28 protein-coding genes are annotated in these 26,024 nt (G+C 66.2%); 27 read left to right on the top strand and 1 reads right to left on the bottom strand.

Annotated features, from left to right (window positions below; genetic code table 11):
- The first annotated feature begins 23 nt into the window (after window positions 1-23).
- The 10 genes from rplA to tuf all read left to right on the top strand — a co-directional run bounded on the left by rplA (window position 24) and on the right by tuf (window position 15,236).
- Window positions 24-746: a 50S ribosomal protein L1 gene (gene rplA / locus FBY35_RS14625; RefSeq protein WP_142214218.1), complete on the top strand. Its 723-nt coding sequence runs from the start codon at window positions 24-26 to the stop codon at window positions 744-746.
- A gap of 168 nt (window positions 747-914) precedes the next feature.
- Window positions 915-1,097: a hypothetical protein gene (locus tag FBY35_RS14620; protein WP_142214217.1), complete on the top strand. Its 183-nt coding sequence runs from the start codon at window positions 915-917 to the stop codon at window positions 1,095-1,097.
- 295 nt (window positions 1,098-1,392) lie between these two features.
- On the top strand, window positions 1,393-1,923 hold the full coding sequence (gene rplJ, locus FBY35_RS14615; RefSeq protein ID WP_142214216.1) for a 50S ribosomal protein L10: 531 nt from the start codon (window positions 1,393-1,395) through the stop codon (window positions 1,921-1,923).
- A gap of 113 nt (window positions 1,924-2,036) precedes the next feature.
- Window positions 2,037-2,420 carry a 50S ribosomal protein L7/L12 gene (gene rplL / locus FBY35_RS14610; protein ID WP_142214215.1) on the top strand — a complete coding sequence of 128 codons (384 nt, stop codon included), beginning with the start codon at window positions 2,037-2,039 and terminating at the stop codon, window positions 2,418-2,420.
- A gap of 571 nt (window positions 2,421-2,991) precedes the next feature.
- Entirely contained in the window at window positions 2,992-6,477 is a 3,486-nt protein-coding gene (gene rpoB / locus FBY35_RS14600; protein ID WP_142214214.1) for a DNA-directed RNA polymerase subunit beta, read from the top strand.
- Window positions 6,478-6,610: 133 nt separating this feature from the next.
- A complete protein-coding gene (locus tag FBY35_RS14595) occupies window positions 6,611-10,522 on the top strand; it encodes a DNA-directed RNA polymerase subunit beta' (protein ID WP_142214213.1) in 3,912 nt (1,303 codons plus the stop codon).
- 348 nt (window positions 10,523-10,870) lie between these two features.
- The gene (gene rpsL, locus FBY35_RS14590; RefSeq protein WP_003948652.1) at window positions 10,871-11,242 is read left to right on the top strand and encodes a 30S ribosomal protein S12; all 372 of its coding nucleotides are present in this window, start codon (window positions 10,871-10,873) and stop codon (window positions 11,240-11,242) included.
- 2 nt (window positions 11,243-11,244) lie between these two features.
- On the top strand, window positions 11,245-11,715 hold the full coding sequence (rpsG, locus tag FBY35_RS14585; RefSeq protein ID WP_142214212.1) for a 30S ribosomal protein S7: 471 nt from the start codon (window positions 11,245-11,247) through the stop codon (window positions 11,713-11,715).
- Window positions 11,716-11,753: 38 nt separating this feature from the next.
- A complete protein-coding gene (gene fusA, locus FBY35_RS14580) occupies window positions 11,754-13,880 on the top strand; it encodes an elongation factor G (RefSeq protein WP_142214211.1) in 2,127 nt (708 codons plus the stop codon).
- 162 nt (window positions 13,881-14,042) lie between these two features.
- A complete protein-coding gene (gene tuf / locus FBY35_RS14575; RefSeq protein WP_142214210.1) occupies window positions 14,043-15,236 on the top strand; it encodes an elongation factor Tu in 1,194 nt (397 codons plus the stop codon).
- 109 nt (window positions 15,237-15,345) lie between these two features.
- Here tuf and FBY35_RS14570 read toward each other — a convergent pair whose 3' ends face one another.
- The gene (locus FBY35_RS14570; protein WP_142214209.1) at window positions 15,346-17,442 is read right to left on the bottom strand and encodes a PIG-L family deacetylase; all 2,097 of its coding nucleotides are present in this window, start codon (window positions 17,440-17,442) and stop codon (window positions 15,346-15,348) included.
- A gap of 559 nt (window positions 17,443-18,001) precedes the next feature.
- Between FBY35_RS14570 and rpsJ the strand changes: the two genes are divergently transcribed.
- From rpsJ to rplF, 17 genes are all read left to right on the top strand, one after another.
- The gene (gene rpsJ, locus FBY35_RS14565) at window positions 18,002-18,310 is read left to right on the top strand and encodes a 30S ribosomal protein S10 (protein ID WP_003948644.1); all 309 of its coding nucleotides are present in this window, start codon (window positions 18,002-18,004) and stop codon (window positions 18,308-18,310) included.
- Between the two features lie 14 nt (window positions 18,311-18,324).
- Window positions 18,325-18,969: a 50S ribosomal protein L3 gene (gene rplC / locus FBY35_RS14560; protein WP_142214208.1), complete on the top strand. Its 645-nt coding sequence runs from the start codon at window positions 18,325-18,327 to the stop codon at window positions 18,967-18,969.
- 5 nt (window positions 18,970-18,974) lie between these two features.
- Window positions 18,975-19,625 carry a 50S ribosomal protein L4 gene (rplD, locus tag FBY35_RS14555; protein ID WP_142214207.1) on the top strand — a complete coding sequence of 217 codons (651 nt, stop codon included), beginning with the start codon at window positions 18,975-18,977 and terminating at the stop codon, window positions 19,623-19,625.
- Window positions 19,625-19,948 carry a 50S ribosomal protein L23 gene (rplW, locus tag FBY35_RS14550; RefSeq protein ID WP_005313587.1) on the top strand — a complete coding sequence of 108 codons (324 nt, stop codon included), beginning with the start codon at window positions 19,625-19,627 and terminating at the stop codon, window positions 19,946-19,948. The genes rplD and rplW overlap by 1 nt, the downstream gene beginning before the upstream one ends.
- 40 nt (window positions 19,949-19,988) lie before the next feature.
- Entirely contained in the window at window positions 19,989-20,825 is an 837-nt protein-coding gene (gene rplB, locus FBY35_RS14545; RefSeq protein WP_142214206.1) for a 50S ribosomal protein L2, read from the top strand.
- Window positions 20,826-20,837: 12 nt separating this feature from the next.
- Complete coding sequence (gene rpsS, locus FBY35_RS14540; protein WP_142214205.1) at window positions 20,838-21,119, top strand: 30S ribosomal protein S19; 282 nt, start codon at window positions 20,838-20,840, stop codon at window positions 21,117-21,119.
- Window positions 21,120-21,160: 41 nt separating this feature from the next.
- Window positions 21,161-21,508, top strand: a complete 348-nt coding sequence (gene rplV, locus FBY35_RS14535; protein WP_004571827.1) for a 50S ribosomal protein L22 — start codon at window positions 21,161-21,163, stop codon at window positions 21,506-21,508.
- The gene (rpsC, locus tag FBY35_RS14530) at window positions 21,508-22,344 is read left to right on the top strand and encodes a 30S ribosomal protein S3 (protein ID WP_142214204.1); all 837 of its coding nucleotides are present in this window, start codon (window positions 21,508-21,510) and stop codon (window positions 22,342-22,344) included. The genes rplV and rpsC overlap by 1 nt, the downstream gene beginning before the upstream one ends.
- Window positions 22,345-22,349: 5 nt before the next feature.
- A complete protein-coding gene (rplP, locus tag FBY35_RS14525) occupies window positions 22,350-22,769 on the top strand; it encodes a 50S ribosomal protein L16 (RefSeq protein ID WP_055698227.1) in 420 nt (139 codons plus the stop codon).
- Window positions 22,769-22,993, top strand: a complete 225-nt coding sequence (gene rpmC / locus FBY35_RS14520) for a 50S ribosomal protein L29 (protein ID WP_142214203.1) — start codon at window positions 22,769-22,771, stop codon at window positions 22,991-22,993. Before rplP ends, rpmC begins: the two co-directional genes overlap by 1 nt.
- The gene (rpsQ, locus tag FBY35_RS14515) at window positions 22,993-23,277 is read left to right on the top strand and encodes a 30S ribosomal protein S17 (protein WP_142214202.1); all 285 of its coding nucleotides are present in this window, start codon (window positions 22,993-22,995) and stop codon (window positions 23,275-23,277) included. The genes rpmC and rpsQ overlap by 1 nt, the downstream gene beginning before the upstream one ends.
- Window positions 23,278-23,408: 131 nt before the next feature.
- Entirely contained in the window at window positions 23,409-23,777 is a 369-nt protein-coding gene (gene rplN, locus FBY35_RS14510; protein ID WP_003956455.1) for a 50S ribosomal protein L14, read from the top strand.
- Between the two features lie 2 nt (window positions 23,778-23,779).
- Complete coding sequence (gene rplX / locus FBY35_RS14505; protein WP_142214201.1) at window positions 23,780-24,103, top strand: 50S ribosomal protein L24; 324 nt, start codon at window positions 23,780-23,782, stop codon at window positions 24,101-24,103.
- On the top strand, window positions 24,103-24,660 hold the full coding sequence (gene rplE, locus FBY35_RS14500; RefSeq protein ID WP_142214200.1) for a 50S ribosomal protein L5: 558 nt from the start codon (window positions 24,103-24,105) through the stop codon (window positions 24,658-24,660). Before rplX ends, rplE begins: the two co-directional genes overlap by 1 nt.
- A 5-nt stretch (window positions 24,661-24,665) precedes the next feature.
- Complete coding sequence (locus FBY35_RS14495) at window positions 24,666-24,851, top strand: type Z 30S ribosomal protein S14 (RefSeq protein ID WP_003956452.1); 186 nt, start codon at window positions 24,666-24,668, stop codon at window positions 24,849-24,851.
- Window positions 24,852-25,061: 210 nt separating this feature from the next.
- Window positions 25,062-25,460, top strand: a complete 399-nt coding sequence (gene rpsH, locus FBY35_RS14485; RefSeq protein ID WP_067163170.1) for a 30S ribosomal protein S8 — start codon at window positions 25,062-25,064, stop codon at window positions 25,458-25,460.
- Between the two features lie 21 nt (window positions 25,461-25,481).
- Window positions 25,482-26,021 carry a 50S ribosomal protein L6 gene (gene rplF / locus FBY35_RS14480; protein ID WP_142214199.1) on the top strand — a complete coding sequence of 180 codons (540 nt, stop codon included), beginning with the start codon at window positions 25,482-25,484 and terminating at the stop codon, window positions 26,019-26,021.
- The last annotated feature ends 3 nt before the right edge of the window (window positions 26,022-26,024 follow it).

The raw sequence follows: 26,024 nt of genomic DNA, 5'->3' as shown, positions 1-26,024 counted from the left end.
CCTGAACCAACACAGGAGCAGAAGTGAAGCGCAGCAAGACTCTCCGCGCTGCGGACGCCAAGATCGACCGGGAGAAGCTGTACGCCCCGCTCGAGGCCGTCCGTCTCGCCAAGGACACCACCTCCACCAAGTTCGACGGCACCGTCGAGGTCGCCATGCGTCTGGGCGTTGACCCGCGCAAGGCCGACCAGATGGTCCGCGGCACCGTGAACCTTCCGCACGGCACCGGCAAGACCGCCCGGGTCCTGGTCTTCGCGACCGGTGACCGTGCTGCGGCCGCGGAAGCCGCTGGCGCCGACATTGTCGGCTCCGACGAACTGATCGACGAGGTTGCGAAGGGCCGTCTGGACTTCGACGCCGTCGTCGCCACCCCGGACCTCATGGGCAAGGTCGGCCGCCTCGGCCGCGTGCTCGGTCCGCGTGGTCTGATGCCGAACCCGAAGACCGGCACCGTCACCCCCGATGTCACCAAGGCTGTCAACGACATCAAGGGCGGCAAGATCGAGTTCCGCGTCGACAAGCACTCGAACCTGCACTTCATCATCGGCAAGGTCTCCTTCGACGACACGAAGCTGGTCGAGAACTACGCCGCGGCGCTGGAGGAGATCCTCCGTCTCAAGCCGTCCGCCGCGAAGGGCCGCTACATCAAGAAGGCGACCCTGACCACGACGATGGGCCCCGGCATCCCGCTGGACTCCAACCGCACCCGCAACCTCCTCGTCGAGGAGGACCCGGCCGCGGTCTGAGCCTGACGGCTCACTCGATCTACGAAACCGGCCCCCGCACCTCGACAGAGGCGCGGGGGCCGGTTTCTGTGCACGGGCGCTTTATTCGCTGGCGGTGTCGGAGTCGAACGGTAGTGTCGCGGGGGTTTGCGGAGCATCACGTACACCTGTGGGGGGATCATGCATCCGATGTACCGGAAGGCGGCCGGGGGCCTGGTCGCCGGAGCGCTGCTGTGCGGCTCCGCTGCCTGTTCGGCGAGCACCACGCCGCAGCCGGACCGCACGGCCGCGCAGAAGCCCCTGCGCGTCGCCCTGGCCGCGGCGGTCAAGCGCGCGGGCCCCGCCGGTCTCCGCGACGGCGGACCTGGCTGAGATGTTCAAGGGCATCGGGAGGGGCCGGGAGTGAGCCGCACGGCCCGATTTGCCGGACCGGGATCCGGTCCCGTACTCTTCCACAGAAGCCAAAGACCGCTGGTCGTTGCCGTGCTCTCGTAAGAGCGCCTGGCAGCCGAAGGATCCGCTAGCTGCGGACGTCCTGCGCAGGTGACTGTGGACAGCTCCCGGATTCCATTCGGTTGAGCTACGCCCCGTGCGCCTGCGCCGGGGCGTTTCGTTTTGTTCAGCCCCTTCTGAGCGGTCCTCATCACCCGGAAGGAGGCCGACGCTCATGGCAAGGCCCGACAAGGCTGCCGCGGTAGCCGAGCTCGCGGACCAGTTCCGCAGCTCGAACGCCGCCGTGCTGACCGAGTACCGGGGTCTCACCGTGGCTCAGCTCAAGGAGCTGCGCCGTTCGCTCGGTGAGAACGCCCAGTACGCCGTGGTGAAGAACACGCTGACCAAGATTGCGGCCAACGAGGCCGGGATCAACACGCTCGACGACCTGTTCAACGGTCCGACAGCGGTTGCCTTCGTCACCGGTGACCCGGTGGAGTCGGCGAAGGGTCTTCGTGACTTCGCCAAGGACAACCCCAACCTCATCATCAAGGGCGGTGTCCTTGACGGTAAGGCGCTGTCCGCCGATGAGATCAAGAAGCTTGCGGACCTCGAGTCCCGCGAGGTTCTGCTCGCCAAGCTGGCGGGCGCCATGAAGGGCAAGCAGTCCCAGGCTGCCGCGCTCTTCCAGGCGCTTCCCTCGAAGTTCGTCCGCACCGCGGAGGCGCTTCGTGCCAAGAAGGCCGAGCAGGGCGGTGCCGAGTAATTCGGCTCGCGCATTGATCAGCGCCGCCTGACGGCGCGCTGGTCGCAGCGGGCCGAACGCCCGCCGACATATACATCCCGGCACCAGCCGATTTAGTGGAAGGATCGCCCATCATGGCGAAGCTCAGCCAGGACGACCTGCTTGCGCAGTTCGAGGAGATGACCCTCATCGAGCTCTCCGAGTTCGTGAAGGCCTTCGAGGAGAAGTTCGACGTCACCGCCGCCGCTCCGGTCGCCGTTGCCGCTGGTGGCGCCGCTGCCGCCCCGGCCGAGGCCGAGGCCGAGCAGGACGAGTTCGACGTCATCCTCACCGGCGCCGGTGAGAAGAAGATCCAGGTCATCAAGGTCGTGCGCGAGCTGACCTCCCTGGGTCTGAAGGAGGCCAAGGACCTCGTCGACGGCACCCCGAAGCCGGTCCTCGAGAAGGTCGCCAAGGAGGCCGCCGAGAAGGCTGCCGAGTCCCTCAAGGCCGCCGGCGCGTCCGTCGAGGTCAAGTAACCCTTTGAGTCTCTGACTCGTGGCTCCTCACGGGAGCCGCAAGGGCATGGCGAAGGGCGATCACCCATCCGGGTGGTCGCCCTTCGGCGTGTGCGAGGCCTGCCTTGCTCTTCCGGATGCGGTGAGTATCGTGATCTTCGCCGTGCGCGCCCCTGATGCTGGTCAGTGACGATCTCAGCAGCCAGTTCGGGTTGGGGGGCCTTGACGAACCGCACGCAGCGCGCAATTCTCAGGACGCGTCGTCACAAGGATCCGGATCCGAGGCATGGATCGACGACCGAACGGGCAGTATCGAGGTGCGCCTCCTGGCGCGAGGGCAAGCCGCGGAGTTGAGAACAACGAGGGTCTCGAAAACCCGCACTGGACATCAGTGTGCCAAGTGGCTACACTGACCCTTTGCGCTGCCTGTTAGCTGCCTCCTGCCCGTCACCAGGGGCATCCCCACGTGTGAGCATCGTTGACCGAAGCATCCCTGACCTGGCCATTTTGACCAATCAGGAGCGTCTGTCTCCGTGCCCATGGTGGGACCGGTACGCGCGTAGTGAGTCCGAGCCCTCGGAAGGACCCCCTCTTGGCCGCCTCGCGCAACGCCTCGACCGCGAATACGAACAACGGCGCCAGCACCGCCCCGCTGCGCATTTCCTTTGCAAAGATCAAGGAGCCCCTCGAGGTTCCGAACCTCCTCGCGCTGCAGACCGAGAGCTTTGACTGGCTGCTCGGCAATGCCGCATGGAAGGCTCGTGTCGAGGCGGCTCTGGACAGCGGACAGGACGTCCCCACCAAGTCCGGTCTGGAGGAGATCTTCGAGGAGATCTCCCCGATCGAGGACTTCTCCGGGTCGATGTCGCTGACCTTCCGCGACCACCGTTTCGAGCCTCCGAAGAACTCCATCGACGAGTGCAAGGAGCGCGACTTCACGTACGCGGCCCCGCTCTTCGTCACGGCCGAGTTCACCAACAACGAGACCGGCGAGATCAAGTCCCAGACGGTCTTCATGGGCGACTTCCCGCTCATGACCAACAAGGGCACCTTCGTCATCAACGGCACCGAGCGTGTCGTCGTGTCGCAGCTGGTCCGCTCGCCGGGTGTCTACTTCGACTCCAACATCGACAAGACGTCCGACAAGGACATCTTCACGGCCAAGATCATCCCGTCCCGGGGTGCCTGGCTGGAGATGGAGATCGACAAGCGCGACATGGTCGGTGTCCGTATCGACCGCAAGCGCAAGCAGTCCGTCACCGTCCTCCTCAAGGCTCTCGGCTGGACCACCGAGCAGATCCTCGAGGAGTTCGGCGAGTACGAGTCCATGCGCGCCACCCTGGAGAAGGACCACACCCAGGGCCAGGACGACGCGCTGCTCGACATCTACCGCAAGCTGCGCCCGGGCGAGCCGCCGACCCGTGAGGCCGCTCAGACGCTGCTCGAGAACCTCTACTTCAACCCGAAGCGTTACGACCTCGCCAAGGTCGGCCGCTACAAGGTGAACAAGAAGCTCGGCGCCGACGAGCCGCTGGACGCCGGCGTGCTCACCACCGACGACGTCATCGCGACCATCAAGTACCTGGTCAAGCTGCACGCCGGTGAGACCGAGACCGTGGGCGAGAGCGGCACCCAGATCGTCGTCGAGACCGACGACATCGACCACTTCGGCAACCGTCGTCTGCGCAACGTCGGCGAGCTCATCCAGAACCAGGTCCGCACGGGTCTGGCTCGTATGGAGCGCGTCGTGCGCGAGCGCATGACGACCCAGGACGTCGAGGCGATCACGCCGCAGACCCTGATCAACATCCGGCCGGTCGTCGCCTCCATCAAGGAGTTCTTCGGCACCAGCCAGCTGTCGCAGTTCATGGACCAGAACAACCCGCTGTCGGGTCTCACCCACAAGCGCCGCCTCTCGGCGCTCGGTCCGGGTGGTCTGTCCCGTGAGCGGGCCGGCTTCGAGGTCCGTGACGTGCACCCGTCGCACTACGGCCGCATGTGCCCGATCGAGACCCCTGAAGGACCGAACATCGGTCTGATCGGCTCGCTCGCCTCCTACGGCCGGGTCAACGCGTTCGGCTTCGTCGAGACGCCGTACCGCAAGGTCGTCGACGACCAGGTGACCGACGAGGTCGACTACCTGACCGCCGACGAGGAAGACCGGTTCGTCATCGCGCAGGCCAACGCCGCGCTGACCGACGACATGCGCTTCGCCGAAGCCCGTGTCCTGGTCCGCCGTCGTGGCGGCGAGGTCGACTACGTCCCGGGCTCCGACGTGGACTACATGGACGTCTCGCCGCGCCAGATGGTGTCGGTCGCGACCGCCATGATCCCGTTCCTGGAGCACGACGACGCCAACCGTGCCCTCATGGGCGCGAACATGATGCGTCAGGCCGTTCCGCTCATCACGGCCGAGGCGCCGCTGGTCGGCACCGGCATGGAGTACCGCTGCGCGGTCGACGCCGGTGACGTCATCAAGGCGGAGAAGGAAGGTGTTGTCCAGGAGGTCTCCGCGGACTACATCACCGTCGCCAACGACGACGGCACGTACACCACGTACCGCATCGCCAAGTTCTCCCGGTCGAACCAGGGCACCTCGGTCAACCAGAAGGTTGTCGTGGACGAGGGCGCCCGGGTCGTCGAGGGCCAGGTCCTCGCCGACGGTCCGGCCACCGAACAGGGCGAGATGGCGCTCGGCAAGAACCTGCTGGTCGCCTTCATGCCGTGGGAGGGTCACAACTACGAGGACGCGATCATCCTGTCGCAGCGCCTCGTGCAGGACGACGTCCTCTCCTCGATCCACATCGAGGAGCACGAGGTCGACGCCCGTGACACCAAGCTCGGCCCCGAGGAGATCACCCGGGACATCCCGAACGTCTCCGAGGAGGTCCTCGCGGACCTCGACGAGCGCGGCATCATCCGTATCGGTGCCGAGGTCGTCGCCGGCGACATCCTGGTCGGCAAGGTCACGCCCAAGGGTGAGACCGAGCTGACCCCGGAGGAGCGTCTGCTCCGCGCGATCTTCGGGGAGAAGGCGCGTGAGGTCCGTGACACCTCGCTGAAGGTGCCGCACGGCGAGACCGGCAAGGTCATCGGCGTCCGCGTCTTCGACCGCGAGGAGGGCGACGAGCTGCCGCCGGGCGTGAACCAGCTGGTTCGCGTGTACGTCGCGCAGAAGCGCAAGATCACCGATGGTGACAAGCTCGCCGGCCGTCACGGCAACAAGGGCGTCATCTCCAAGATCCTGCCGATCGAGGACATGCCGTTCCTGGAGGACGGCACCCCGGTCGACATCATCCTCAACCCACTCGGTGTCCCGTCCCGAATGAACCCGGGACAGGTCCTCGAGATCCACCTCGGCTGGCTCGCCAGCCGCGGCTGGGACGTCTCCGGTCTCGCCGACGACTGGGCTCAGCGACTGCAGGCCATCGGCGCCGACCAGGTCGAGCCGGGCACCAACGTCGCGACCCCGGTCTTCGACGGTGCGCGCGAGGACGAGATCGCCGGTCTCTTCGAGGCGACGATCCCGAACCGCGACGGTGACCGGCTGGTCCAGCCGTCCGGCAAGGCCAACCTGTTCGACGGCCGCTCCGGCGAGCCGTTCCCGGACCCGATCTCGGTCGGGTACATGTACATCCTCAAGCTCCACCACCTGGTCGACGACAAGCTGCACGCCCGCTCGACCGGTCCGTACTCGATGATCACCCAGCAGCCGCTGGGTGGTAAGGCCCAGTTCGGTGGCCAGCGATTCGGTGAGATGGAGGTGTGGGCGCTGGAGGCTTACGGCGCCGCGTACGCCCTCCAGGAGCTGCTGACCATCAAGTCCGACGACGTCACCGGTCGCGTGAAGGTCTACGAGGCCATCGTCAAGGGCGAGAACATCCCCGAGCCCGGCATTCCCGAGTCCTTCAAGGTGCTCATCAAGGAAATGCAGTCGCTCTGCCTCAACGTGGAGGTGCTGTCCTCGGACGGCATGTCCATCGAGATGCGCGACACGGACGAGGACGTCTTCCGCGCTGCGGAGGAGCTCGGTATCGACCTGTCCCGGCGCGAGCCGAGCAGCGTCGAAGAGGTCTGACGGGTCTGGCCGGGACCTCCTCGTGAGGTCCCGGCCCTGCCCCGGACCCTCCCCCTACGCCCTGGCGGGCGCGGGTGGGACCCCCATCAGACCATTGATTGAGACACGACCCCGAAAGAGGGATTGACGACAAGTGCTCGACGTCAACTTCTTCGACGAGCTGCGGATCGGCCTGGCCACCGCGGACGACATCCGACAGTGGTCGCACGGCGAGGTCAAGAAGCCGGAGACCATCAACTACCGCACGCTCAAGCCCGAGAAGGACGGACTCTTCTGCGAGAAGATCTTCGGTCCGACCCGGGACTGGGAGTGCTACTGCGGCAAGTACAAGCGCGTCCGCTTCAAGGGCATCATCTGTGAGCGCTGTGGCGTGGAGGTCACCCGCGCCAAGGTGCGCCGTGAGCGGATGGGCCACATTGAGCTGGCCGCGCCCGTCACCCACATCTGGTACTTCAAGGGCGTCCCGTCGCGCCTCGGCTACCTGCTCGACCTCGCGCCGAAGGACCTCGAGAAGGTCATCTACTTCGCCGCGTACATGATCACGTTCGTGGACGAGGAGCGCCGTACGCGCGACCTGCCCTCGCTGGAGGCGCATGTCTCCGTCGAGCGCCAGCAGGTCGAGAACCGTCGCGACGCCGACCTCGAGGCCCGCGCCAAGAAGCTCGAGACCGACCTGGCCGAGCTCGAGGCCGAGGGTGCCAAGGCCGACGTGCGCCGCAAGGTGCGCGAAGGTGCCGAACGTGAGATGAAGCAGCTGCGCGACCGTGCGCAGCGCGAGATCGACCGTCTCGACGAGGTGTGGAACCGCTTCAAGAACCTCAAGGTCCAGGACCTGGAGGGTGACGAGCTGCTCTACCGCGAGCTGCGTGACCGCTTCGGCACGTACTTCGACGGCTCGATGGGTGCCGCGGCGCTGCAGAAGCGCCTGGAGTCCTTCGACCTCGAGGAGGAGGCCGAGCGTCTCCGCGAGATCATCCGTACCGGCAAGGGCCAGAAGAAGACCCGTGCGCTCAAGCGCCTCAAGGTCGTCTCCGCGTTCCTGCAGACCAGCAACAGCCCCAAGGGCATGGTGCTCGACTGCGTGCCGGTCATCCCGCCGGACCTGCGTCCGATGGTGCAGCTGGACGGTGGCCGCTTCGCGACCTCCGACCTGAACGACCTGTACCGCCGTGTGATCAACCGCAACAACCGCCTCAAGCGTCTCCTTGACCTCGGTGCCCCCGAGATCATCGTGAACAACGAGAAGCGGATGCTGCAGGAGGCCGTCGACGCGCTGTTCGACAACGGCCGCCGTGGTCGCCCGGTGACCGGTCCCGGTAACCGCCCGCTGAAGTCCCTGAGCGACATGCTCAAGGGCAAGCAGGGCCGTTTCCGTCAGAACCTGCTCGGCAAGCGTGTGGACTACTCCGCGCGTTCCGTCATCGTCGTCGGTCCGCAGCTGAAGCTGCACCAGTGCGGTCTGCCCAAGGCCATGGCGCTGGAGCTCTTCAAGCCGTTCGTGATGAAGCGTCTGGTCGACCTGAACCACGCGCAGAACATCAAGAGCGCCAAGCGCATGGTCGAGCGCGGCCGCACGGTCGTGTACGACGTGCTGGAAGAGGTCATCGCCGAGCACCCGGTTCTGCTGAACCGTGCGCCCACGCTGCACCGACTCGGCATCCAGGCCTTCGAGCCGCAGCTGGTCGAGGGCAAGGCCATCCAGATCCACCCGCTCGTCTGCACCGCGTTCAACGCGGACTTCGACGGTGACCAGATGGCCGTGCACCTGCCGCTGTCCGCGGAGGCGCAGGCCGAGGCCCGCATCCTGATGCTGTCCTCGAACAACATCCTCAAGCCGGCCGACGGCCGTCCCGTCACGATGCCCACCCAGGACATGGTGCTCGGCCTCTTCTTCCTCACCACGGACGAGGAGGAGCGCGAGGTGCGCGGCGAGGGCCGTGCGTTCAACTCCACCGCCGAGGCGATCATGGCCTTCGACGCCCGGGAGCTCTCGCTCCAGGCGAAGATCGACATCCGCTTCCCGGTCGGCACGATCCCGCCCCGTGGCTGGACTCCGCCGGTCTCGGAGGAGGGCTCGGACATCGCCGCGGGCGAGTGGCAGCAGGGTGACAGCTTCCGGCTGCGTACGACCCTCGGCCGCGCGCTCTTCAACGAGTTGCTGCCCGAGGACTACCCCTTCGTCGACTACTCCGTCGGCAAGAAGCAGCTCTCCGAGATCGTCAACGACCTCGCCGAGCGCTACCCGAAGGTCATCGTGGCGGCGACGCTCGACAACCTGAAGGCGGCGGGCTTCTACTGGGCCACCCGTTCCGGTGTCACGGTCGCCATCTCCGACGTCGTCGTTCCCGAGGCGAAGAAGGAGATCGTCAAGGGCTACGAGGCGCAGGACGAGAAGGTCCAGAAGCAGTACGAGCGCGGTCTGATCACCAAGCAGGAGCGCACGCAGGAACTCATCACCATCTGGACCAAGGCGACCAACGAGGTTGCCGAGGCGATGAACGCGAACTTCCCGAAGACCAACCCCATCTTCATGATGGTCAACTCGGGTGCTCGCGGAAACATGATGCAGATGCGTCAGATCGCCGGTATGCGTGGTCTGGTGTCCAACGCCAAGAACGAGACCATCCCGCGGCCCATCAAGGCGTCGTTCCGTGAGGGTCTGTCCGTGCTGGAGTACTTCATCTCCACGCACGGTGCCCGTAAGGGTCTGGCGGACACCGCCCTGCGTACCGCCGACTCGGGTTACCTGACCCGTCGTCTGGTCGACGTCTCGCAGGACGTCATCATCCGCGAGGAGGACTGTGGCACCGACCGCGGTCTGAAGCTCAAGATCGCGGAGCGCGGCGCCGACGGTGTCCTGCGCAAGACCGAGGACGTCGAGACCTCCGTGTACGCGCGGATGCTCGCCGAGGACGTCGTCGTCGACGGCAAGGTCATCGCGCCGGCCAATGTCGACCTGGGTGACGTGCTCATCGACGCCCTGGTGGGCGCCGGTGTCGAGGAGGTCAAGACCCGCTCGGTGCTGACCTGTGAGTCGGCGGTCGGCACCTGTGCCTTCTGCTACGGCCGCTCGCTGGCCACCGGCAAGCTGGTCGACATCGGTGAGGCGGTCGGCATCATCGCCGCCCAGTCCATCGGTGAGCCCGGTACCCAGCTGACGATGCGTACCTTCCACACCGGTGGTGTGGCCGGTGACGACATCACCCAGGGTCTGCCCCGTGTCGTCGAGCTCTTCGAGGCCCGTACGCCCAAGGGTGTGGCCCCGATCTCGGAGGCGGCAGGCCGCATCCGTATCGAGGAGACCGAGAAGACCAAGAAGATCGTCGTCACCCCCGACGACGGCAGCGACGAGACGGCGTTCCCGATCTCGAAGCGTGCCCGTCTGCTGGTGGGCGAGGGCGACCACGTCGAGGTGGGCCAGAAGCTCACCGTGGGTGCCACCAACCCGCACGACGTGCTGCGGATCCTCGGTCAGCGCGCGGTCCAGGTCCACCTGGTCGGCGAGGTCCAGAAGGTCTACAACTCGCAGGGTGTGTCGATCCACGACAAGCACATCGAGATCATCATCCGGCAGATGCTGCGCCGTGTGACGATCATCGAGTCCGGCGACGCGGAACTGCTGCCGGGCGAGCTCGTCGAGCGCTCGAAGTTCGAGACCGAGAACCGTCGTGTGGTCACCGAGGGCGGTCACCCCGCCTCCGGCCGTCCGCAGCTGATGGGTATCACCAAGGCCTCGCTGGCGACCGAGTCGTGGCTGTCCGCGGCGTCCTTCCAGGAGACGACCAGGGTTCTGACCGACGCGGCGATCAACGCCAAGTCGGACTCCCTGATCGGTCTCAAGGAGAACGTCATCATCGGTAAGCTCATCCCGGCCGGAACGGGCCTGTCCCGTTACCGCAACATCCGGGTGGAGCCGACCGAGGAGGCCAAGGCCGCGATGTACTCGGCCGTCGGCTACGACGACATCGACTACTCGCCGTTCGGCACCGGCTCCGGCCAGGCCGTTCCGCTGGAGGACTACGACTACGGTCCGTACAACCAGTAAGAGCCGGCGGTTCCGGGGGCGTCCCCCGGAATGAGGCAGCGTACGCACACAGGGCGGTCATCCTTCGCGGATGGCCGTCCTGTGTCGTACATTGCAGGCTGGTGTGTCCTGCGCGTGTGCATTTGTTTTGACCGGAGCCGATGCGGTAGGTACGCTCTGACCTTGTGCCTGGGGTGTGCCTGGGCTCGTGTGCGTGTCCTCAACCGCATGGCGAGTCCGCGAAAGGCCACCGTAATCTGCGCTCTCTTCCCTTTGCGGGGGAGCCTGCAGCATTCGACACACCCGACCGCGTGGGTCGGCGACGTTCCAGGTTAGTTTCACATACGGCACACAGAAACCGGAGAAGTAGTGCCTACGATCCAGCAGCTGGTCCGGAAGGGCCGGCAGGACAAGGTCGAGAAGAACAAGACGCCCGCACTCGAGGGTTCTCCTCAGCGCCGCGGCGTCTGCACGCGTGTGTTCACGACCACCCCGAAGAAGCCGAACTCGGCCCTGCGGAAGGTCGCGCGTGTGCGTCTGACCTCCGGCATCGAGGTCACGGCCTACATTCCGGGTGAGGGACACAACCTGCAGGAGCACTCCATCGTGCTCGTGCGTGGTGGCCGTGTGAAGGACCTGCCGGGTGTTCGTTACAAGATCATCCGCGGCTCCCTCGACACCCAGGGTGTCAAGAACCGCAAGCAGGCCCGCAGCCGCTACGGCGCCAAGAAGGAGAAGTAAGAATGCCTCGTAAGGGCCCCGCCCCGAAGCGCCCGGTCATCATCGACCCGGTTTACGGTTCTCCTCTGGTGACCTCGCTCATCAACAAGATTCTGCTGAACGGCAAGCGTTCCACTGCCGAGCGGATCGTCTACGGCGCCATGGAAGGCCTCCGCGAGAAGACCGGCAACGACCCGGTCATCACGCTGAAGCGCGCCCTCGAGAACGTCAAGCCGACGCTCGAGGTCAAGTCCCGTCGCGTCGGTGGCGCCACCTACCAGGTGCCGATCGAGGTCAAGCCCGGTCGCGCCTCCACCCTCGCGCTCCGCTGGGTCGTGGGTTACTCCCGCGCCCGTCGTGAGAAGACCATGACCGAGCGCCTCATGAACGAGCTGATGGACGCTTCCAACGGTCTTGGCGCTTCGGTCAAGAAGCGTGAGGACACGCACAAGATGGCCGAGTCCAACAAGGCCTTCGCGCACTACCGCTGGTAGTCGCTACCCACATCGAGACCGAGAGAAGATTGAGCCTAATGGCCACCACTTCGCTTGACCTGGCCAAGGTCCGCAATATTGGGATCATGGCCCACATCGACGCGGGCAAGACGACGACCACCGAGCGCATCCTGTTTTACACCGGTGTGAGCTACAAGATCGGTGAGGTCCACGACGGCGCTGCCACGATGGACTGGATGGAGCAGGAGCAGGAGCGCGGCATCACGATCACGTCCGCCGCGACGACCTGTCACTGGCCGCTCGAGGACGTCGATCACACCATCAACATCATCGACACCCCGGGCCACGTCGACTTCACGGTCGAGGTGGAGCGTTCGCTCCGTGTGCTCGACGGTGCCGTCACGGTGTTCGACGGTGTCGCCGGCGTTGAGCCGCAGTCCGAGACCGTCTGGCGTCAGGCGGACCGCTACGGCGTTCCGCGTATCTGCTTCGTCAACAAGCTCGACCGCACCGGCGCCGAGTTCCACCGCTGCGTCGACATGATCGTGGACCGCCTCGGCGCGACCCCGATCGTGATGCAGCTGCCGATCGGTGCCGAGGCCGACTTCAAGGGCGTTGTCGACCTCGTTCGTATGAAGGCTCTTGTCTGGTCCGCCGAGGCCACCAAGGGCGAGATGTACGACGTCGTCGACATCCCGGCCACGCACACCGAGGCCGCCGAGGAGTGGCGCGGCAAGCTGGTCGAGACCGTCGCGGAGAACGACGAAGAGATCATGGAGCTGTACCTGGAGGGCGTCGAGCCCACCGAGGAGCAGCTGTATGCCGCGATCCGTCGTATCACCATCGCGTCCGGCAAGGGCGGCGGCACCACCGTCACCCCGGTGTTCTGCGGTACCGCCTTCAAGAACAAGGGTGTCCAGCCGCTGCTCGACGCGGTCGTGCGCTACCTGCCTTCTCCCCTGGACGTCGAGGCCATCGAGGGCCACGACGTGAAGGACCCGGAGACGGTCGTCAAGCGCAAGCCGTCCGACGACGAGCCGCTGTCCGCCCTCGCCTTCAAGATCGCGAGCGACCCGCACCTGGGCAAGCTCACCTTCATCCGGGTCTACTCGGGTCGCCTGGAGTCCGGCACCGCTGTGCTGAACCCCACCAAGGGCAAGAAGGAGCGCATCGGCAAGATCTACCGTATGCACGCGAACAAGCGTGAGGAGATCGAGTCGGTGGGCGCCGGCGACATCGTCGCCGTGATGGGCCTGAAGCAGACCACCACCGGTGAGACGCTGTGCGACGACAAGAACCCGGTGATCCTGGAGTCCATGGACTTCCCGGCTCCGGTCATTCAGGTCGCGATCGAGCCCAAGTCCAAGGGTGACCAGGAGAAGCTGGGTGTCGCCATCCAGCGTCTCGCGGAGGAGGACCCCTCCTTCCAGGTCCACTCCGACGAGGAGACCGGCCAGACCATCATCGGTGGTATGGGCGAGCTTCACCTCGAGGTGCTCGTCGACCGCATGCGGCGCGAGTTCCGCGTCGAGGCGAACGTCGGCAAGCCCCAGGTCGCGTACCGCGAGACGATCCGCAAGGCCGTCGAGCGTATCGACTACACGCACAAGAAGCAGACCGGCGGTACCGGTCAGTTCGCGAAGGTGCAGATCGCGCTGGAGCCCATCGAGGGCGGCGACGCGACCTACGAGTTCGTGAACAAGGTCACCGGTGGCCGCATCCCCCGTGAGTACATCCCCTCGGTGGACGCTGGTGCGCAGGAAGCCATGCAGTTCGGCATCCTGGCCGGCTACGAGATGGTGGGCGTCCGCGTCACCCTGATCGACGGTGGTTACCACGAGGTCGACTCCTCCGAACTCGCGTTCAAGATCGCTGGTTCGCAGGCGTTCAAGGAGGGTGCCCGCAAGGCGTCCCCCGTGCTCCTCGAGCCGATGATGGCCGTCGAGGTCACCACGCCCGAGGACTACATGGGCGATGTCATCGGCGACCTCAACTCCCGCCGTGGCCAGATCCAGGCCATGGAGGAGCGCAGCGGTGCCCGGGTCGTCAAGGGCCTGGTTCCGCTGTCGGAGATGTTCGGCTACGTCGGAGACCTCCGCAGCAAGACCTCGGGTCGCGCAAGCTACTCGATGCAGTTCGACTCCTACGCCGAGGTTCCGCGGAACGTCGCCGAGGAGATCATCGCGAAGGCCAAGGGCGAGTAACTCTCACGAGTACACGCTTTAGGCTTGTCACCGGAGCCTGTTGGGGACATTCCAGTCGTTACGCAAGTATTCGGCCGGAATGTCCCGGGCCCCGGCCATCCAGCAAAGATCACCTGGCGCCGATGAGTAAGGCGTACAGAACCACTCCACAGGAGGACCCCAGTGGCGAAGGCGAAGTTCGAGCGGACTAAGCCGCACGTCAACATCGGCACCATCGGTCACATTGACCACGGTAAGACGACCCTCACGGCCGCCATTACCAAGGTGCTGCATGACGCGTACCCGGACCTGAACGAGGCCTCGGCCTTCGACCAGATCGACAAGGCTCCTGAGGAGCGCCAGCGCGGTATCACGATCTCGATCGCGCACGTCGAGTACCAGACGGAGTCGCGTCACTACGCGCACGTCGACTGCCCCGGTCACGCGGACTACATCAAGAACATGATCACGGGTGCGGCGCAGATGGACGGCGCCATCCTCGTGGTCGCCGCGACCGACGGCCCGATGCCGCAGACCAAGGAGCACGTGCTCCTGGCCCGCCAGGTCGGCGTTCCGTACATCGTTGTCGCCCTGAACAAGGCCGACATGGTGGACGACGAGGAGATCCTGGAGCTCGTCGAGCTCGAGGTCCGCGAGCTGCTCTCCGAGTACGAGTTCCCGGGCGACGACCTTCCGGTCGTCAAGGTCTCGGCGCTCAAGGCGCTCGAGGGTGACAAGGAGTGGGGCCAGACCGTCCTCGACCTGATGAAGGCCGTCGACGAGTCGATCCCGCAGCCCGAGCGCGACGTCGACAAGCCGTTCCTGATGCCGATCGAGGACGTCTTCACGATCACCGGTCGTGGCACCGTCGTCACCGGTCGTATCGAGCGTGGTGTCCTGAAGGTCAACGAGACCGTCGACATCGTCGGTATCAAGCAGGAGAAGACCACCACCACGGTCACCGGCATCGAGATGTTCCGCAAGCTGCTCGACGAGGGCCAGGCCGGTGAGAACGTCGGTCTGCTCCTCCGTGGCATCAAGCGCGAGGACGTCGAGCGCGGCCAGGTCATCATCAAGCCCGGTTCGGTCACGCCGCACACCGAGTTCGAGGCCCAGGCCTACATCCTGTCGAAGGACGAGGGTGGTCGTCACACCCCCTTCTTCAACAACTACCGCCCGCAGTTCTACTTCCGTACCACGGACGTGACCGGCGTTGTGACCCTCCCCGAGGGCACCGAGATGGTCATGCCGGGCGACAACACCACCATGACGGTCAACCTGATTCAGCCGGTCGCCATGGAGGAGGGCCTCAAGTTCGCCATCCGTGAGGGTGGCCGGACCGTCGGCGCCGGCCAGGTCACCAAGATCAACAAGTAATTGCTGATCTGACCTGGTTGCTCCTGGAGCATCAGCAAGGGCCCCGCACTTCGGTGCGGGGCCCTTTGCCGTGTGCCTGTGCGCTGCGGCTGAGTGCGCTGCGGCCGGGTCAGCCGGCGGTTCCTGCCTCGGGCAGCCAGGCCCAGGGGTGCGCGTCTGCCCCCAGGCCCACGACGGTGGCGCCCGAGCTGCCCATGTGAAGGGCGGGCGCGTCCAGTGCCGCCAGGCCACGAGTGCGCGTCAGAAGCCTTCTGCCCGTGCGGAGTTGGAGCCGCCCGCGGGTGTCCTTGCCGAGCAGCACCCGGCCGCCGGGTGCCGCGGCCACGCTCACCGGGCCGTAGCCGTCGAAGCCCTCCTTCCGGGGACGCGCCGGGGCACCTCCGGCGTGTACGGCCATCACCGCGGGGGCCGTCGGCCTGCGGTAGTACAGCTCTATGCCACCGTCGTCGGTCAGTACCGGAGCGATCGCGTCCCCCGGCACGGGCAGGCCGCCATCCGCGCGGTACGTGAGCGGCAGGCCCATCGTGTCCTGCGTCCAGTGGTGTACGCCCTCGCGTCCCGCGGCGAAAACATGCACCCGGCCGGCGCGGTCCACCACCGTCGACAGGCCGTCCTGGATCTCCTCGCCGCCGAGGTCGCGCCAGCGGTCCCAGTTGCCTGTGGCGTCGCGGACTCGTGTGCTGATGCCCTTGTCGGCGTTGCGGACGAAGAGATGGACCCGGCCGTCGGGGGCCGCGACCGCGACCGGGACACCGATGCGGCGGCCGCGGTCGTCGCCCCGCTCGGGGTTGCCGAGTCCCTTCCAGGCCAGGAACGCGCCGTCGGGGGAGCCGTGCTCCAGCAGGACGACCTCGCGCCGGTTGGGCCCGCCGTGGCCGCCGAGTTCGGCGAAGCGCAGCGCGAACAGCAACTGACGGCCGTCCTTCAGCGTGACGCCGCCGAGCGCGGGCGCGAGCGGGCCGCCGCCGAGGTCGTCCGGATTGCCCCACTGCCCGCTGCCCAGCCCGGTCTCCCGCCAGCGGACCGCCCGCAGCCCGAGAACCCCATAGGCGACCATCCGTCCGGACGGCTCGGTCGCGACCACGGTGCGGGCGCCGGGGTGGCGGTGGTGGGTGGAGCGGACCCAGCCCTTCTTGTTCGTGAGCGGACGGATGCCGCCGACGCTGTAGTCGCCGCAGCCGGACGGGTTGCCGCAGTCCCACCGCGGGTCGCCGCCGTACGGGACGAGGTTTCGGGCCTTCTCCCTGAGCACCGCCACCGGGAGGTTCTTGGGCCAGTGGCGGTTGTAGTAGCCGCGGAAGGCGGTGGCGACGAAGGCGGGCACATGGCCCTCGTCCTTCGCCGCGCGGGCGACCCAGCGGACCATGGCGGCCCAGCTGAAGGAGGCGACCGCGGTGTGGTCGGCGTGATCCGAGTAGCCGCGCTGCTCGCTGTCCTTCTTGCGGGTCGCCTCGTCGCTGTGCTGGATGTCAGGGTCGGGGTCCAGGGTCTGGATCACGGTCGGCCGGTACTGCTCCATCAGCCCGGCCAGTACGTCGACGAGCGTGTCGTAGTCGTACGAGACGGCTTTGCGCAGCGGAGAGTCCGCAGCGACGACGGTGGTCAGGCCCAGCGCGCGGTCCCGCCACAGGCTGGGCAGGGCCATGTACCGGCGCGTGGTGTGCATGGGAAGGTTGAGGAAGATCAGCTCGACCCTGCGATAGCCGTTGCTCAGGGTGTTGATCTCGGCCAGGCGGCCGCCCTTCAGCGGGGCGACGTCCTTGGCCCACTCGGTGAACCTGCCGAGCCCGAGCAGGGAAGCGTAGGCCTGGCGCAGGCCCTGGTGGCGGGCGGAGGCGTAGGCGGCCTTGTCCGCCTGGGCGTATGTGCTGCCGGGTATGTGGTTGATGCCGTCGTGCTCGCCCGCGGTGACGTACACACAGACCAGCGGAACCCCGGCGTCCAGCGTCCGCTGGGTGTCAGGGTTCATGAAGTACAGATCGTCGTCGGGGTGGGCGAGTATCGCCATCAGCTGCGCCCGCCGGGAGCTCGCGATGGGCATGCCGGGCTCGGGGTTCGCGGCGGGGTGGGAGCGCCGCTGGGCCGGGACGGAGCAGGAGCTGAGAGCGGCGGCCGCGGCGACGGCCGCTGTGGCGCTGAACACTTTCCGTCTGCTCGGGCCGCTCGGGCCCGCGCCAGCCGCCCCCCGGGCATGCGCGATGTTCATCTGTCCCGCTCCGTCCGCTTCCCCCGCAGCGGGCAGGCAGGCCCCCTTGCTGCGTACTGTGACCCTCAGGCAATGGCGGACGGGCTGGTCACAGGCCGTCCGCGCTCAACAAGACGGCCGATCGACACGCCAGGTTGCCTCGCGTCGCAAGCGCGTGGGTGAGGAGCGGATCAGTGGGGTACCCTCTCCGGCCGCGATTGGCCAGGGGTCTGCCCCATATGGCACACTAGCCAGGTTGCTCGGTTGAGTGCCGATGCTGCGCGTCTCCCGCCGGGAGGACCGGAAGCGAGTCCCACAGTACTCGTCGCCCCATCTGTCGTAAGGCAGCGCTGGAGCGGACGTACGGGAATCTTCCGGGAAGTGTCAGCGGGGTACCGGCCAGGCACTCGGTGGGTGTTCTTCCCCCGATGCGCGGCTGCGGCCCGCACCCCCTTGGTTGGGAAATCCTTCGGGAGATCTTCGTAGAGGGAGTGCGACACGCCCGACCGCGTGGGTCGGAGAAGAATGCAGGACCCGCCGAGTTCCAGAGCGTTACGAGAGACAGGACTACTGAGTAGCCATGGCGGGACAGAAGATCCGCATCCGGCTCAAGGCCTACGACCACGAGGTCATCGACTCCTCGGCGAAGAAGATCGTCGAGACGGTGACCCGCACTGGTGCGTCGGTTGCAGGCCCGGTGCCGCTGCCCACTGAGAAGAACGTGTACTGCGTCATCAAGTCGCCGCACAAGTACAAGGACTCGCGCGAGCACTTCGAGATGCGCACGCACAAGCGCCTGATCGACATCCTCGACCCGACGCCCAAGACCGTTGACTCGCTGATGCGCCTGGACCTTCCGGCCGGCGTTGACATCGAGATCAAGCTCTGAGAGGCGCGGAAGAGATGGCTAAGCAGATCAAGGGCGTCCTGGGCGAGAAGCTCGGCATGACCCAGGTCTGGGACGAGAACAACCGTGTCGTCCCGGTCACTGTCGTCAAGGCCGGGCCCTGTGTCGTTACCCAGGTCCGTACGAATGACTCCGACGGCTACGAGTCGGTCCAGATCGCCTTCGGCGAGATCGACCCGCGCAAGGTGAACAAGCCCCTCAAGGGCCACTTCGCCAAGGCCGACGTGACCCCGCGCCGCCACCTGGTGGAGCTCCGCACCTCCGACGCCGGCGAGTACACGCTCGGCCAGGAGATCACTGCCGAGGTGTTCGAGTCCGGCGTCAAGGTCGACGTCACGGGCAAGAGCAAGGGCAAGGGCTTCGCCGGTGTCATGAAGCGTCACAACTTCAAGGGCCTCGGCGCCGGTCACGGCACCCAGCGCAAGCACCGCTCTCCCGGTTCCATCGGTGGCTGCGCCACCCCGGGCCGTGTGTTCAAGGGCCTCCGCATGGCGGGCCGTATGGGCAACGAGCGGGTCACCACCCAGAACCTGACCGTTCACGCCGTTGACGCGGAGAAGGGCCTGCTCCTGATCAAGGGCGCGGTTCCTGGTCCGAACGGCGGCCTGGTCCTGGTCCGCACTGCGGCCAAGGGGGCCTGAGGACTATGAGCACCATTGACATTCTGTCGCCCGCGGGCGACAAGTCCGGGACCGTCGAGCTCCCGGCCGAGATCTTCGACGCCAAGGTCAGCATCCCGCTGATCCACCAGGTCGTCGTCGCGCAGCTGGCCGCCGCCCGTCAGGGCACACACAAGGTCAAGACGCGTGGCGAGGTCCGTGGTGGTGGCAAGAAGCCTTACCGCCAGAAGGGCACCGGCCGCGCCCGTCAGGGTTCGACCCGTGCGCCGCAGTTCGCCGGCGGTGGCGTTGTCCACGGCCCCGTGCCGCGTGACTACTCGCAGCGGACCCCGAAGAAGATGAAGGCCGCCGCCCTGCGCGGTGCCCTCTCCGACCGGGCCCGTCACTCCCGTATCCACGTCGTCTCCGGCGTGGTCGAGGGCGAGGTCTCCACCAAGGCCGCGAAGACGCTGTTCGGCAAGATCAGTGAGCGCAAGAACCTGCTCCTGGTCGTCGAGCGCGCCGACGAGGCCGCGTGGCTCTCCGCCCGCAACCTGCCCCAGGTGCACATCCTGGAGCCGGGCCAGCTGAACACGTACGACGTGCTCGTCTCCGACGACGTGGTCTTCACCAAGGCCGCCTTCGAGTCCTTCGTGTCTGGCCCCAAGGCCGCTGAGACCGAAGGGAGCGACGCCTGATGTCCGAGGCGACCGTAACCAGCAAGACCTTCACGGACCCGCGCGACGTTCTCGTCAAGCCGGTTGTTTCCGAGAAGAGCTACGCCCTGCTCGACGAGAACAAGTACACGTTCATCGTCGCGCCCGGCTCCAACAAGACCCAGATCAAGCAGGCCGTCGAGGCGGTCTTCTCGGTCAAGGTCACCGGGGTCAACACGATCAACCGTCAGGGCAAGCGCAAGCGCACCCGCACCGGTTTCGGCAAGCGCGCCAACACCAAGCGCGCCATCGTGACCCTCGCTGAGGGCGACCGTATCGACATCTTCGGCGGTCCGACCGCCTAACGGCGGTCTGGATCGTCCGGAATCGGACGAGGACTGAGAAATGGGAATCCGCAAGTACAAGCCGACGACGCCGGGCCGCCGTGGCTCCTCCGTCGCCGACTTTGTCGAGATCACGCGGTCCACGCCGGAGAAGTCGCTGGTCCGCCCGCTGCACAGCAAGGGCGGCCGTAACAACACCGGTCGTGTGACCGTCCGTCACCAGGGCGGTGGCCACAAGCGCGCCTACCGCGTGATCGACTTCCGTCGTCACGACAAGGACGGCGTGCCGGCCAAGGTCGCTCACATCGAGTACGACCCGAACCGCACCGCGCGCATCGCGCTTCTGCACTACGCAGACGGCGAGAAGCGCTACATCATCGCACCGCGTGGCCTGTCGCAGGGTGACCGTGTCGAGAACGGCCCGGCCGCCGACATCAAGCCCGGCAACAACCTGGCGCTGCGCAACATCCCGGTCGGTACGACCATCCACGCCATCGAGCTGCGGCCCGGCGGCGGCGCGAAGTTCGCCCGCTCCGCGGGTGCCTCCGTGCAGCTGCTGGCGAAGGAGGGCCAGATGGCCCACCTGCGTATGCCGTCCGGCGAGATTCGCCTGGTCGACGTCCGCTGCCGCGCCACCATCGGCGAGGTCGGCAACGCCGAGCAGTCGAACATCAACTGGGGCAAGGCCGGCCGTCTGCGCTGGAAGGGCGTCCGCCCGACCGTCCGCGGTGTCGCCATGAACCCGGTCGACCACCCGCACGGTGGTGGTGAGGGCAAGACCTCCGGTGGTCGCCACCCGGTCAGCCCGTGGGGTCAGAAGGAGGGTCGTACTCGTTCTCCCAAGAAGGCGAGCAACAAGTACATCGTCCGCCGCCGCAAGACGAACAAGAAGCGCTAGGAGCGGGTTTAGATGCCGCGCAGTCTCAAGAAGGGGCCCTTCGTCGACGACCACCTCATCAAGAAGGTGGACGTACAGAACGAAGCAGGCACCAAGAACGTCATCAAGACCTGGTCCCGTCGCTCGATGATCATCCCGGCCATGCTCGGCCACACGATCGCGGTGCACAACGGCAAGACCCACGTCCCGGTGTTCGTCACCGAGTCGATGGTCGGCCACAAGCTCGGCGAGTTCTCGCCGACTCGCACCTTCCGCGGCCACGTCAAGGACGACCGGAAGTCGAAGCGCCGCTAACGCGGGGTGGAACGACTATGACTTACACCGAAGGGACAACCATGGAAGCCAGGGCCCAGGCGCGGTACATCCGCGTCACGCCCATGAAGGCCCGCCGCGTGGTGGACCTCATCCGTGGCATGGATGCCACGGAGGCTCAGGCGGTCCTGCGTTTCGCCCCGCAGGCCGCGAGCGTGCCGGTTGGCAAGGTGCTTGACAGTGCCATTGCCAACGCTGCACACAACTACGACCACACCGACGCCTCTTCGCTGGTCATCAGCGAGGCGTACGTGGACGAGGGCCCGACCCTGAAGCGGTTCCGTCCGCGTGCTCAGGGCCGTGCCTACCGGATCCGTAAGCGGACCAGCCACATCACCGTGGTCGTCAGCAGCAAGGAAGGAACCCGGTAATGGGCCAGAAGGTTAACCCGCATGGGTTCCGGCTCGGCATCACCACGGACTTCAAGTCCCGCTGGTACGCCGACAAGCTGTACAAGGACTACGTCAAGGAAGACGTCGCCATCCGTCGGATGATGACGTCCGGCATGGAGCGCGCCGGTATCTCGAAGGTTGAGATCGAGCGCACCCGTGACCGCGTGCGGGTGGACATCCACACCGCGCGTCCCGGCATCGTCATCGGCCGCCGTGGTGCCGAGGCCGACCGCATCCGCGGCGACCTCGAGAAGCTCACGGGCAAGCAGGTCCAGCTGAACATCCTCGAGGTCAAGAACCCCGAGGTCGACGCTCAGCTGGTCGCGCAGGCCGTTGCCGAGCAGCTGTCCTCCCGCGTCTCCTTCCGTCGGGCCATGCGTAAGAGCATGCAGTCCGCCATGAAGGCCGGCGCCAAGGGCATCAAGATCCAGTGTGGCGGCCGTCTCGGCGGCGCCGAGATGTCCCGCTCGGAGTTCTACCGCGAGGGTCGTGTGCCGCTGCACACGCTGCGCGCGAACGTCGAGTACGGCTTCTTCGAGGCCAAGACCACCTTCGGCCGTATCGGTGTGAAGGTCTGGATCTACAAGGGCGACGTCAAGAACATCGCCGAGGTTCGCGCCGAGAACGCTGCCGCTCGTGCCGGCAACCGTCCGGCCCGTGGCGGCGCTGACCGCCCGGCCGGCCGCGGTGGCCGTGGTGGCGAGCGTGGCGGTCGCGGCCGCAAGCCGCAGCAGTCCGCTCCGGCGGCCGAGGCCCCCAAGGCCGAGGCTCCCGCTGCCGCTGCTCCGGCTGAGAGCACCGGAACGGAGGCCTGACCGACATGCTGATCCCCCGTAGGGTCAAGCACCGCAAGCAGCACCACCCGAAGCGCAGCGGTATGTCCAAGGGTGGTACGCAGGTTGCGTTCGGCGAGTACGGCATTCAGGCCCTCACTCCGGCGTACGTGACCAACCGCCAGATCGAGGCGGCTCGTATCGCGATGACCCGCCACATCAAGCGTGGCGGCAAGGTCTGGATCAACATCTACCCGGACCGCCCGCTGACCAAGAAGCCCGCCGAGACCCGCATGGGTTCCGGTAAGGGCTCCCCGGAGTGGTGGGTCGCGAACGTCAAGCCCGGTCGGGTGATGTTCGAGCTGTCCTACCCGAACGAGAAGATTGCGCGTGAGGCGCTTACCCGCGCTGCTCACAAGCTTCCGATGAAGTGCCGGATCGTTCGGCGCGAGGCAGGTGAGTCGTGATGTCTACCGGTACCAAGGCGTCCGAGCTGCGCGAGCTGGGCAACGAGGAGCTTGTTGCCAAGCTCCGCGAGGCCAAGGAAGAGCTGTTCAACCTCCGCTTTCAGGCGGCGACCGGTCAGCTCGAAAACCACGGTCGGCTGAAGGCCGTCCGCAAGGACATCGCGCGGATCTACACCCTGATGCGTGAGCGCGAGCTGGGCATCGAGACGGTGGAGAGCGCCTGATGAGCGAGAGCAACGTGACTGAGAACAAGACCGACCGCGGATTCCGCAAGACCCGTGAGGGTCTGGTCGTCAGCGACAAGATGGACAAGACCGTCGTCGTCGCTGTCGAGGACCGCGTGAAGCACGCGCTGTACGGCAAGGTCATCCGCCGTACCAACAAGCTCAAGGCGCACGACGAGCAGAACGCTGCCGGCGTCGGCGACCGCGTCATCATCATGGAGACGCGTCCGCTGTCGGCGACCAAGCGCTGGCGCATCGTCGAGATCCTCGAGAAGGCCAAGTAAGGAATTTCGCGTAAGCGAAATCCAAAAGACACAGCTTGAAGGGGTAACCCTTCGAGTCAGTTCCGCCAGGCTCGGCCGGGGCCGTCCAGTACAGCCCCGGCCGGGAACCGGCAGACAAACAGGAGATAGACGTGATCCAGCAGGAGTCGCGACTGCGTGTCGCCGACAACACTGGTGCCAAGGAGATCCTTTGCATCCGTGTTCTCGGTGGCTCCGGTCGCCGCTACGCGGGCATCGGTGACGTCATTGTCGCCACCGTCAAGGACGCGATCCCCGGTGGCAACGTGAAGAAGGGTGACGTCGTCAAGGCGGTCATCGTTCGCACCGTCAAGGAGCGCCGCCGCCAGGACGGCTCGTACATCCGCTTCGACGAGAACGCCGCTGTCATTCTGAAGAACGACGGCGACCCTCGCGGCACCCGTATCTTCGGCCCCGTGGGCCGTGAGCTGCGCGAGAAGAAGTTCATGAAGATCATCTCGCTCGCGCCGGAGGTGCTGTAAGCATGAAGATCAAGAAGGGTGACCTGGTTCAGGTCATCACCGGCAAGGACAAGGGCAAGCAGGGCAAGGTCATCGCGGCCTTCCCCCGCGAGGACCGCGTCCTGGTCGAGGGTGTCAACCGGGTCAAGAAGCACACCAAGGCCGGCCAGACCGCTCGCGGTTCGCAGACCGGTGGCATCGTCACGACCGAGGCCCCCGTCCACGTGAGCAACGTTCAGCTCGTCGTGGAGAAGGACGGCAACAAGGTCGTCACGCGCGTCGGTTACCGCTTCGACGACGAGGGCAACAAGATCCGCGTTGCCAAGCGGACGGGTGAGGACATCTGATGGCTACCACCACCACTCCGCGTCTGAAGACGAAGTACCGCGAGGAGATCGCGGGCAAGCTGCGTGAGGAGTTCTCGTTCGAGAACGTCATGCAGGTGCCCGGCCTCGTCAAGATCGTGGTCAACATGGGTGTGGGCGACGCCGCCCGCGACTCCAAGCTGATCGACGGCGCGATTCGCGACCTCACCACGATCACCGGCCAGAAGCCGGCCGTCACCAAGGCCCGTAAGTCCATCGCGCAGTTCAAGCTGCGTGAGGGCCAGCCGATCGGTGCCCACGTCACGCTTCGTGGCGACCGCATGTGGGAGTTCCTGGACCGCACCCTGTCGCTCGCGCTTCCGCGCATCCGCGACTTCCGTGGCCTGTCCCCCAAGCAGTTCGACGGCCGTGGCAACTACACCTTCGGTCTCACGGAGCAGGTCATGTTCCACGAGATCGACCAGGACAAGATCGACCGCGTCCGGGGTATGGACATCACCGTGGTCACCACGGCGACCAACGACGCTGAGGGCCGCGCGCTCCTTCGTCACCTCGGCTTCCCGTTCAAGGAGGCGTAAGCGAGATGGCGAAGAAGGCTCTTATTGCCAAGGCTGCTCGTAAGCCCAAGTTCGGCGTGCGCGCCTACACCCGCTGCCAGCGCTGTGGTCGTCCGCACTCCGTGTACCGCAAGTTCGGCCTGTGCCGCGTGTGCCTTCGTGAGATGGCTCACCGTGGCGAGCTGCCGGGCGTGACCAAGAGCTCCTGGTAATTCCCTAGTTGGGAATCACCGGAGGCTCTCGGTAAGCATCTGGTCGGCGGGGGCCCGCCTTCACATGCCGTAGGCTTGTGGGGTTGGGCGCCCGCCGCCCTGACCGACTTACTACGCCGTAGGTCCCCGCACCGCACCCGTCCCGCCACTGAGTGGGGAGAGGGATGGCGCATACAGGAAACCCCGGCGAGAGAGGCCGAAGGCCAATTCATGACCATGACTGATCCCATCGCAGACATGCTCACGCGTCTGCGTAACGCGAACTCGGCGTACCACGACACCGTCGTGATGCCGCACAGCAAGATCAAGTCGCACATCGCGGAGATCCTCCAGCAGGAGGGCTTCATCACCGGCTGGAAGGTCGAGGACGCCGAGGTCGGCAAGAACCTCGTCCTGGAGCTGAAGTTCGGCCCGAACCGCGAGCGTTCGATCGCCGGCATCAAGCGCATCTCCAAGCCGGGTCTGCGCGTGTACGCGAAGTCCACCAATCTGCCGAAGGTTCTCGGCGGCCTGGGCGTGGCGATCATCTCCACGTCCCACGGTCTCCTGACCGGTCAGCAGGCAGGCAAGAAGGGCGTAGGTGGGGAAGTCCTCGCCTACGTCTGGTAGTAGGGAACGGAGGAAAAGCCAATGTCGCGAATCGGCAAGCTCCCCATCCAGGTTCCCGCCGGTGTGGACGTCACCATCGATGGCCGTACGGTCGCCGTGAAGGGCCCCAAGGGTTCCCTCTCCCACACCGTTGCCGCGCCGATCGATGTCACCAAGGGCGAGGACGGCACCCTGCTGGTGCTGCGCCCGAACGACGAGCGTCAGAACAAGGCCCTGCACGGCCTGTCCCGCACGCTGGTGGCGAACATGATCACCGGCGTGACCCAGGGTTACGCCAAGGCGCTCGAGATCAGCGGTGTCGGTTACCGCGTCGCAGCGAAGGGCTCCAACCTGGAGTTCCAGCTCGGCTACAGCCACCCGATCCTGGTGGAGGCGCCCGAGGGCATCTCCTTCAAGGTCGAGTCGCCGACCAAGTTCTCGGTCGAGGGCATCGACAAGCAGAAGGTCGGCGAGGTCGCCGCGAACATCCGCAAGCTGCGTAAGCCCGACCCGTACAAGGCCAAGGGCGTCAAGTACGCGGGCGAGGTCATCCGCCGCAAGGTCGGAAAGGCGGGTAAGTAAGCC

The organism is Streptomyces sp. SLBN-118 (assembly GCF_006715635.1).
In the GTDB taxonomy this organism is placed as follows: Bacteria; Actinomycetota; Actinomycetes; order Streptomycetales; family Streptomycetaceae; genus Streptomyces.
The sequence above is the reverse complement of the archived record's forward strand: the minus strand, read 5'-3'. Positions and strand labels throughout refer to the sequence as shown.

Excerpts from the sequence above, each read along its gene's own strand:
- rplV (WP_004571827.1), top strand. The coding sequence starts at position 21,161 with ATGGAAGCCAGGGCCCAGGCGCGGTACATCCGCGTCACGCCCATGAAG.
- FBY35_RS14620 (WP_142214217.1), top strand. The coding sequence starts at position 915 with ATGTACCGGAAGGCGGCCGGGGGCCTGGTCGCCGGAGCGCTGCTGTGC.
- rplJ (WP_142214216.1), top strand. The coding sequence starts at position 1,393 with ATGGCAAGGCCCGACAAGGCTGCCGCGGTAGCCGAGCTCGCGGACCAG.
- fusA (WP_142214211.1), top strand. The coding sequence starts at position 11,754 with ATGGCCACCACTTCGCTTGACCTGGCCAAGGTCCGCAATATTGGGATC.
- rpsG (WP_142214212.1), top strand. The coding sequence starts at position 11,245 with ATGCCTCGTAAGGGCCCCGCCCCGAAGCGCCCGGTCATCATCGACCCG.
- rpsH (WP_067163170.1), top strand. The coding sequence starts at position 25,062 with ATGACCATGACTGATCCCATCGCAGACATGCTCACGCGTCTGCGTAAC.
- rpmC (WP_142214203.1), top strand. The coding sequence starts at position 22,769 with ATGTCTACCGGTACCAAGGCGTCCGAGCTGCGCGAGCTGGGCAACGAG.
- rpsQ (WP_142214202.1), top strand. The coding sequence starts at position 22,993 with ATGAGCGAGAGCAACGTGACTGAGAACAAGACCGACCGCGGATTCCGC.
- rplL (WP_142214215.1), top strand. The coding sequence starts at position 2,037 with ATGGCGAAGCTCAGCCAGGACGACCTGCTTGCGCAGTTCGAGGAGATG.
- FBY35_RS14495 (WP_003956452.1), top strand. The coding sequence starts at position 24,666 with ATGGCGAAGAAGGCTCTTATTGCCAAGGCTGCTCGTAAGCCCAAGTTC.
- rpsJ (WP_003948644.1), top strand. The coding sequence starts at position 18,002 with ATGGCGGGACAGAAGATCCGCATCCGGCTCAAGGCCTACGACCACGAG.
- rpsS (WP_142214205.1), top strand. The coding sequence starts at position 20,838 with ATGCCGCGCAGTCTCAAGAAGGGGCCCTTCGTCGACGACCACCTCATC.
- rplD (WP_142214207.1), top strand. The coding sequence starts at position 18,975 with ATGAGCACCATTGACATTCTGTCGCCCGCGGGCGACAAGTCCGGGACC.
- FBY35_RS14570 (WP_142214209.1), bottom strand. The coding sequence starts at position 17,442 with ATGAACATCGCGCATGCCCGGGGGGCGGCTGGCGCGGGCCCGAGCGGC.
- rplE (WP_142214200.1), top strand. The coding sequence starts at position 24,103 with ATGGCTACCACCACCACTCCGCGTCTGAAGACGAAGTACCGCGAGGAG.
- rplX (WP_142214201.1), top strand. The coding sequence starts at position 23,780 with ATGAAGATCAAGAAGGGTGACCTGGTTCAGGTCATCACCGGCAAGGAC.
- rplC (WP_142214208.1), top strand. The coding sequence starts at position 18,325 with ATGGCTAAGCAGATCAAGGGCGTCCTGGGCGAGAAGCTCGGCATGACC.
- rplP (WP_055698227.1), top strand. The coding sequence starts at position 22,350 with ATGCTGATCCCCCGTAGGGTCAAGCACCGCAAGCAGCACCACCCGAAG.
- rplF (WP_142214199.1), top strand. The coding sequence starts at position 25,482 with ATGTCGCGAATCGGCAAGCTCCCCATCCAGGTTCCCGCCGGTGTGGAC.
- rplW (WP_005313587.1), top strand. The coding sequence starts at position 19,625 with ATGTCCGAGGCGACCGTAACCAGCAAGACCTTCACGGACCCGCGCGAC.
- rpsC (WP_142214204.1), top strand. The coding sequence starts at position 21,508 with ATGGGCCAGAAGGTTAACCCGCATGGGTTCCGGCTCGGCATCACCACG.
- rplB (WP_142214206.1), top strand. The coding sequence starts at position 19,989 with ATGGGAATCCGCAAGTACAAGCCGACGACGCCGGGCCGCCGTGGCTCC.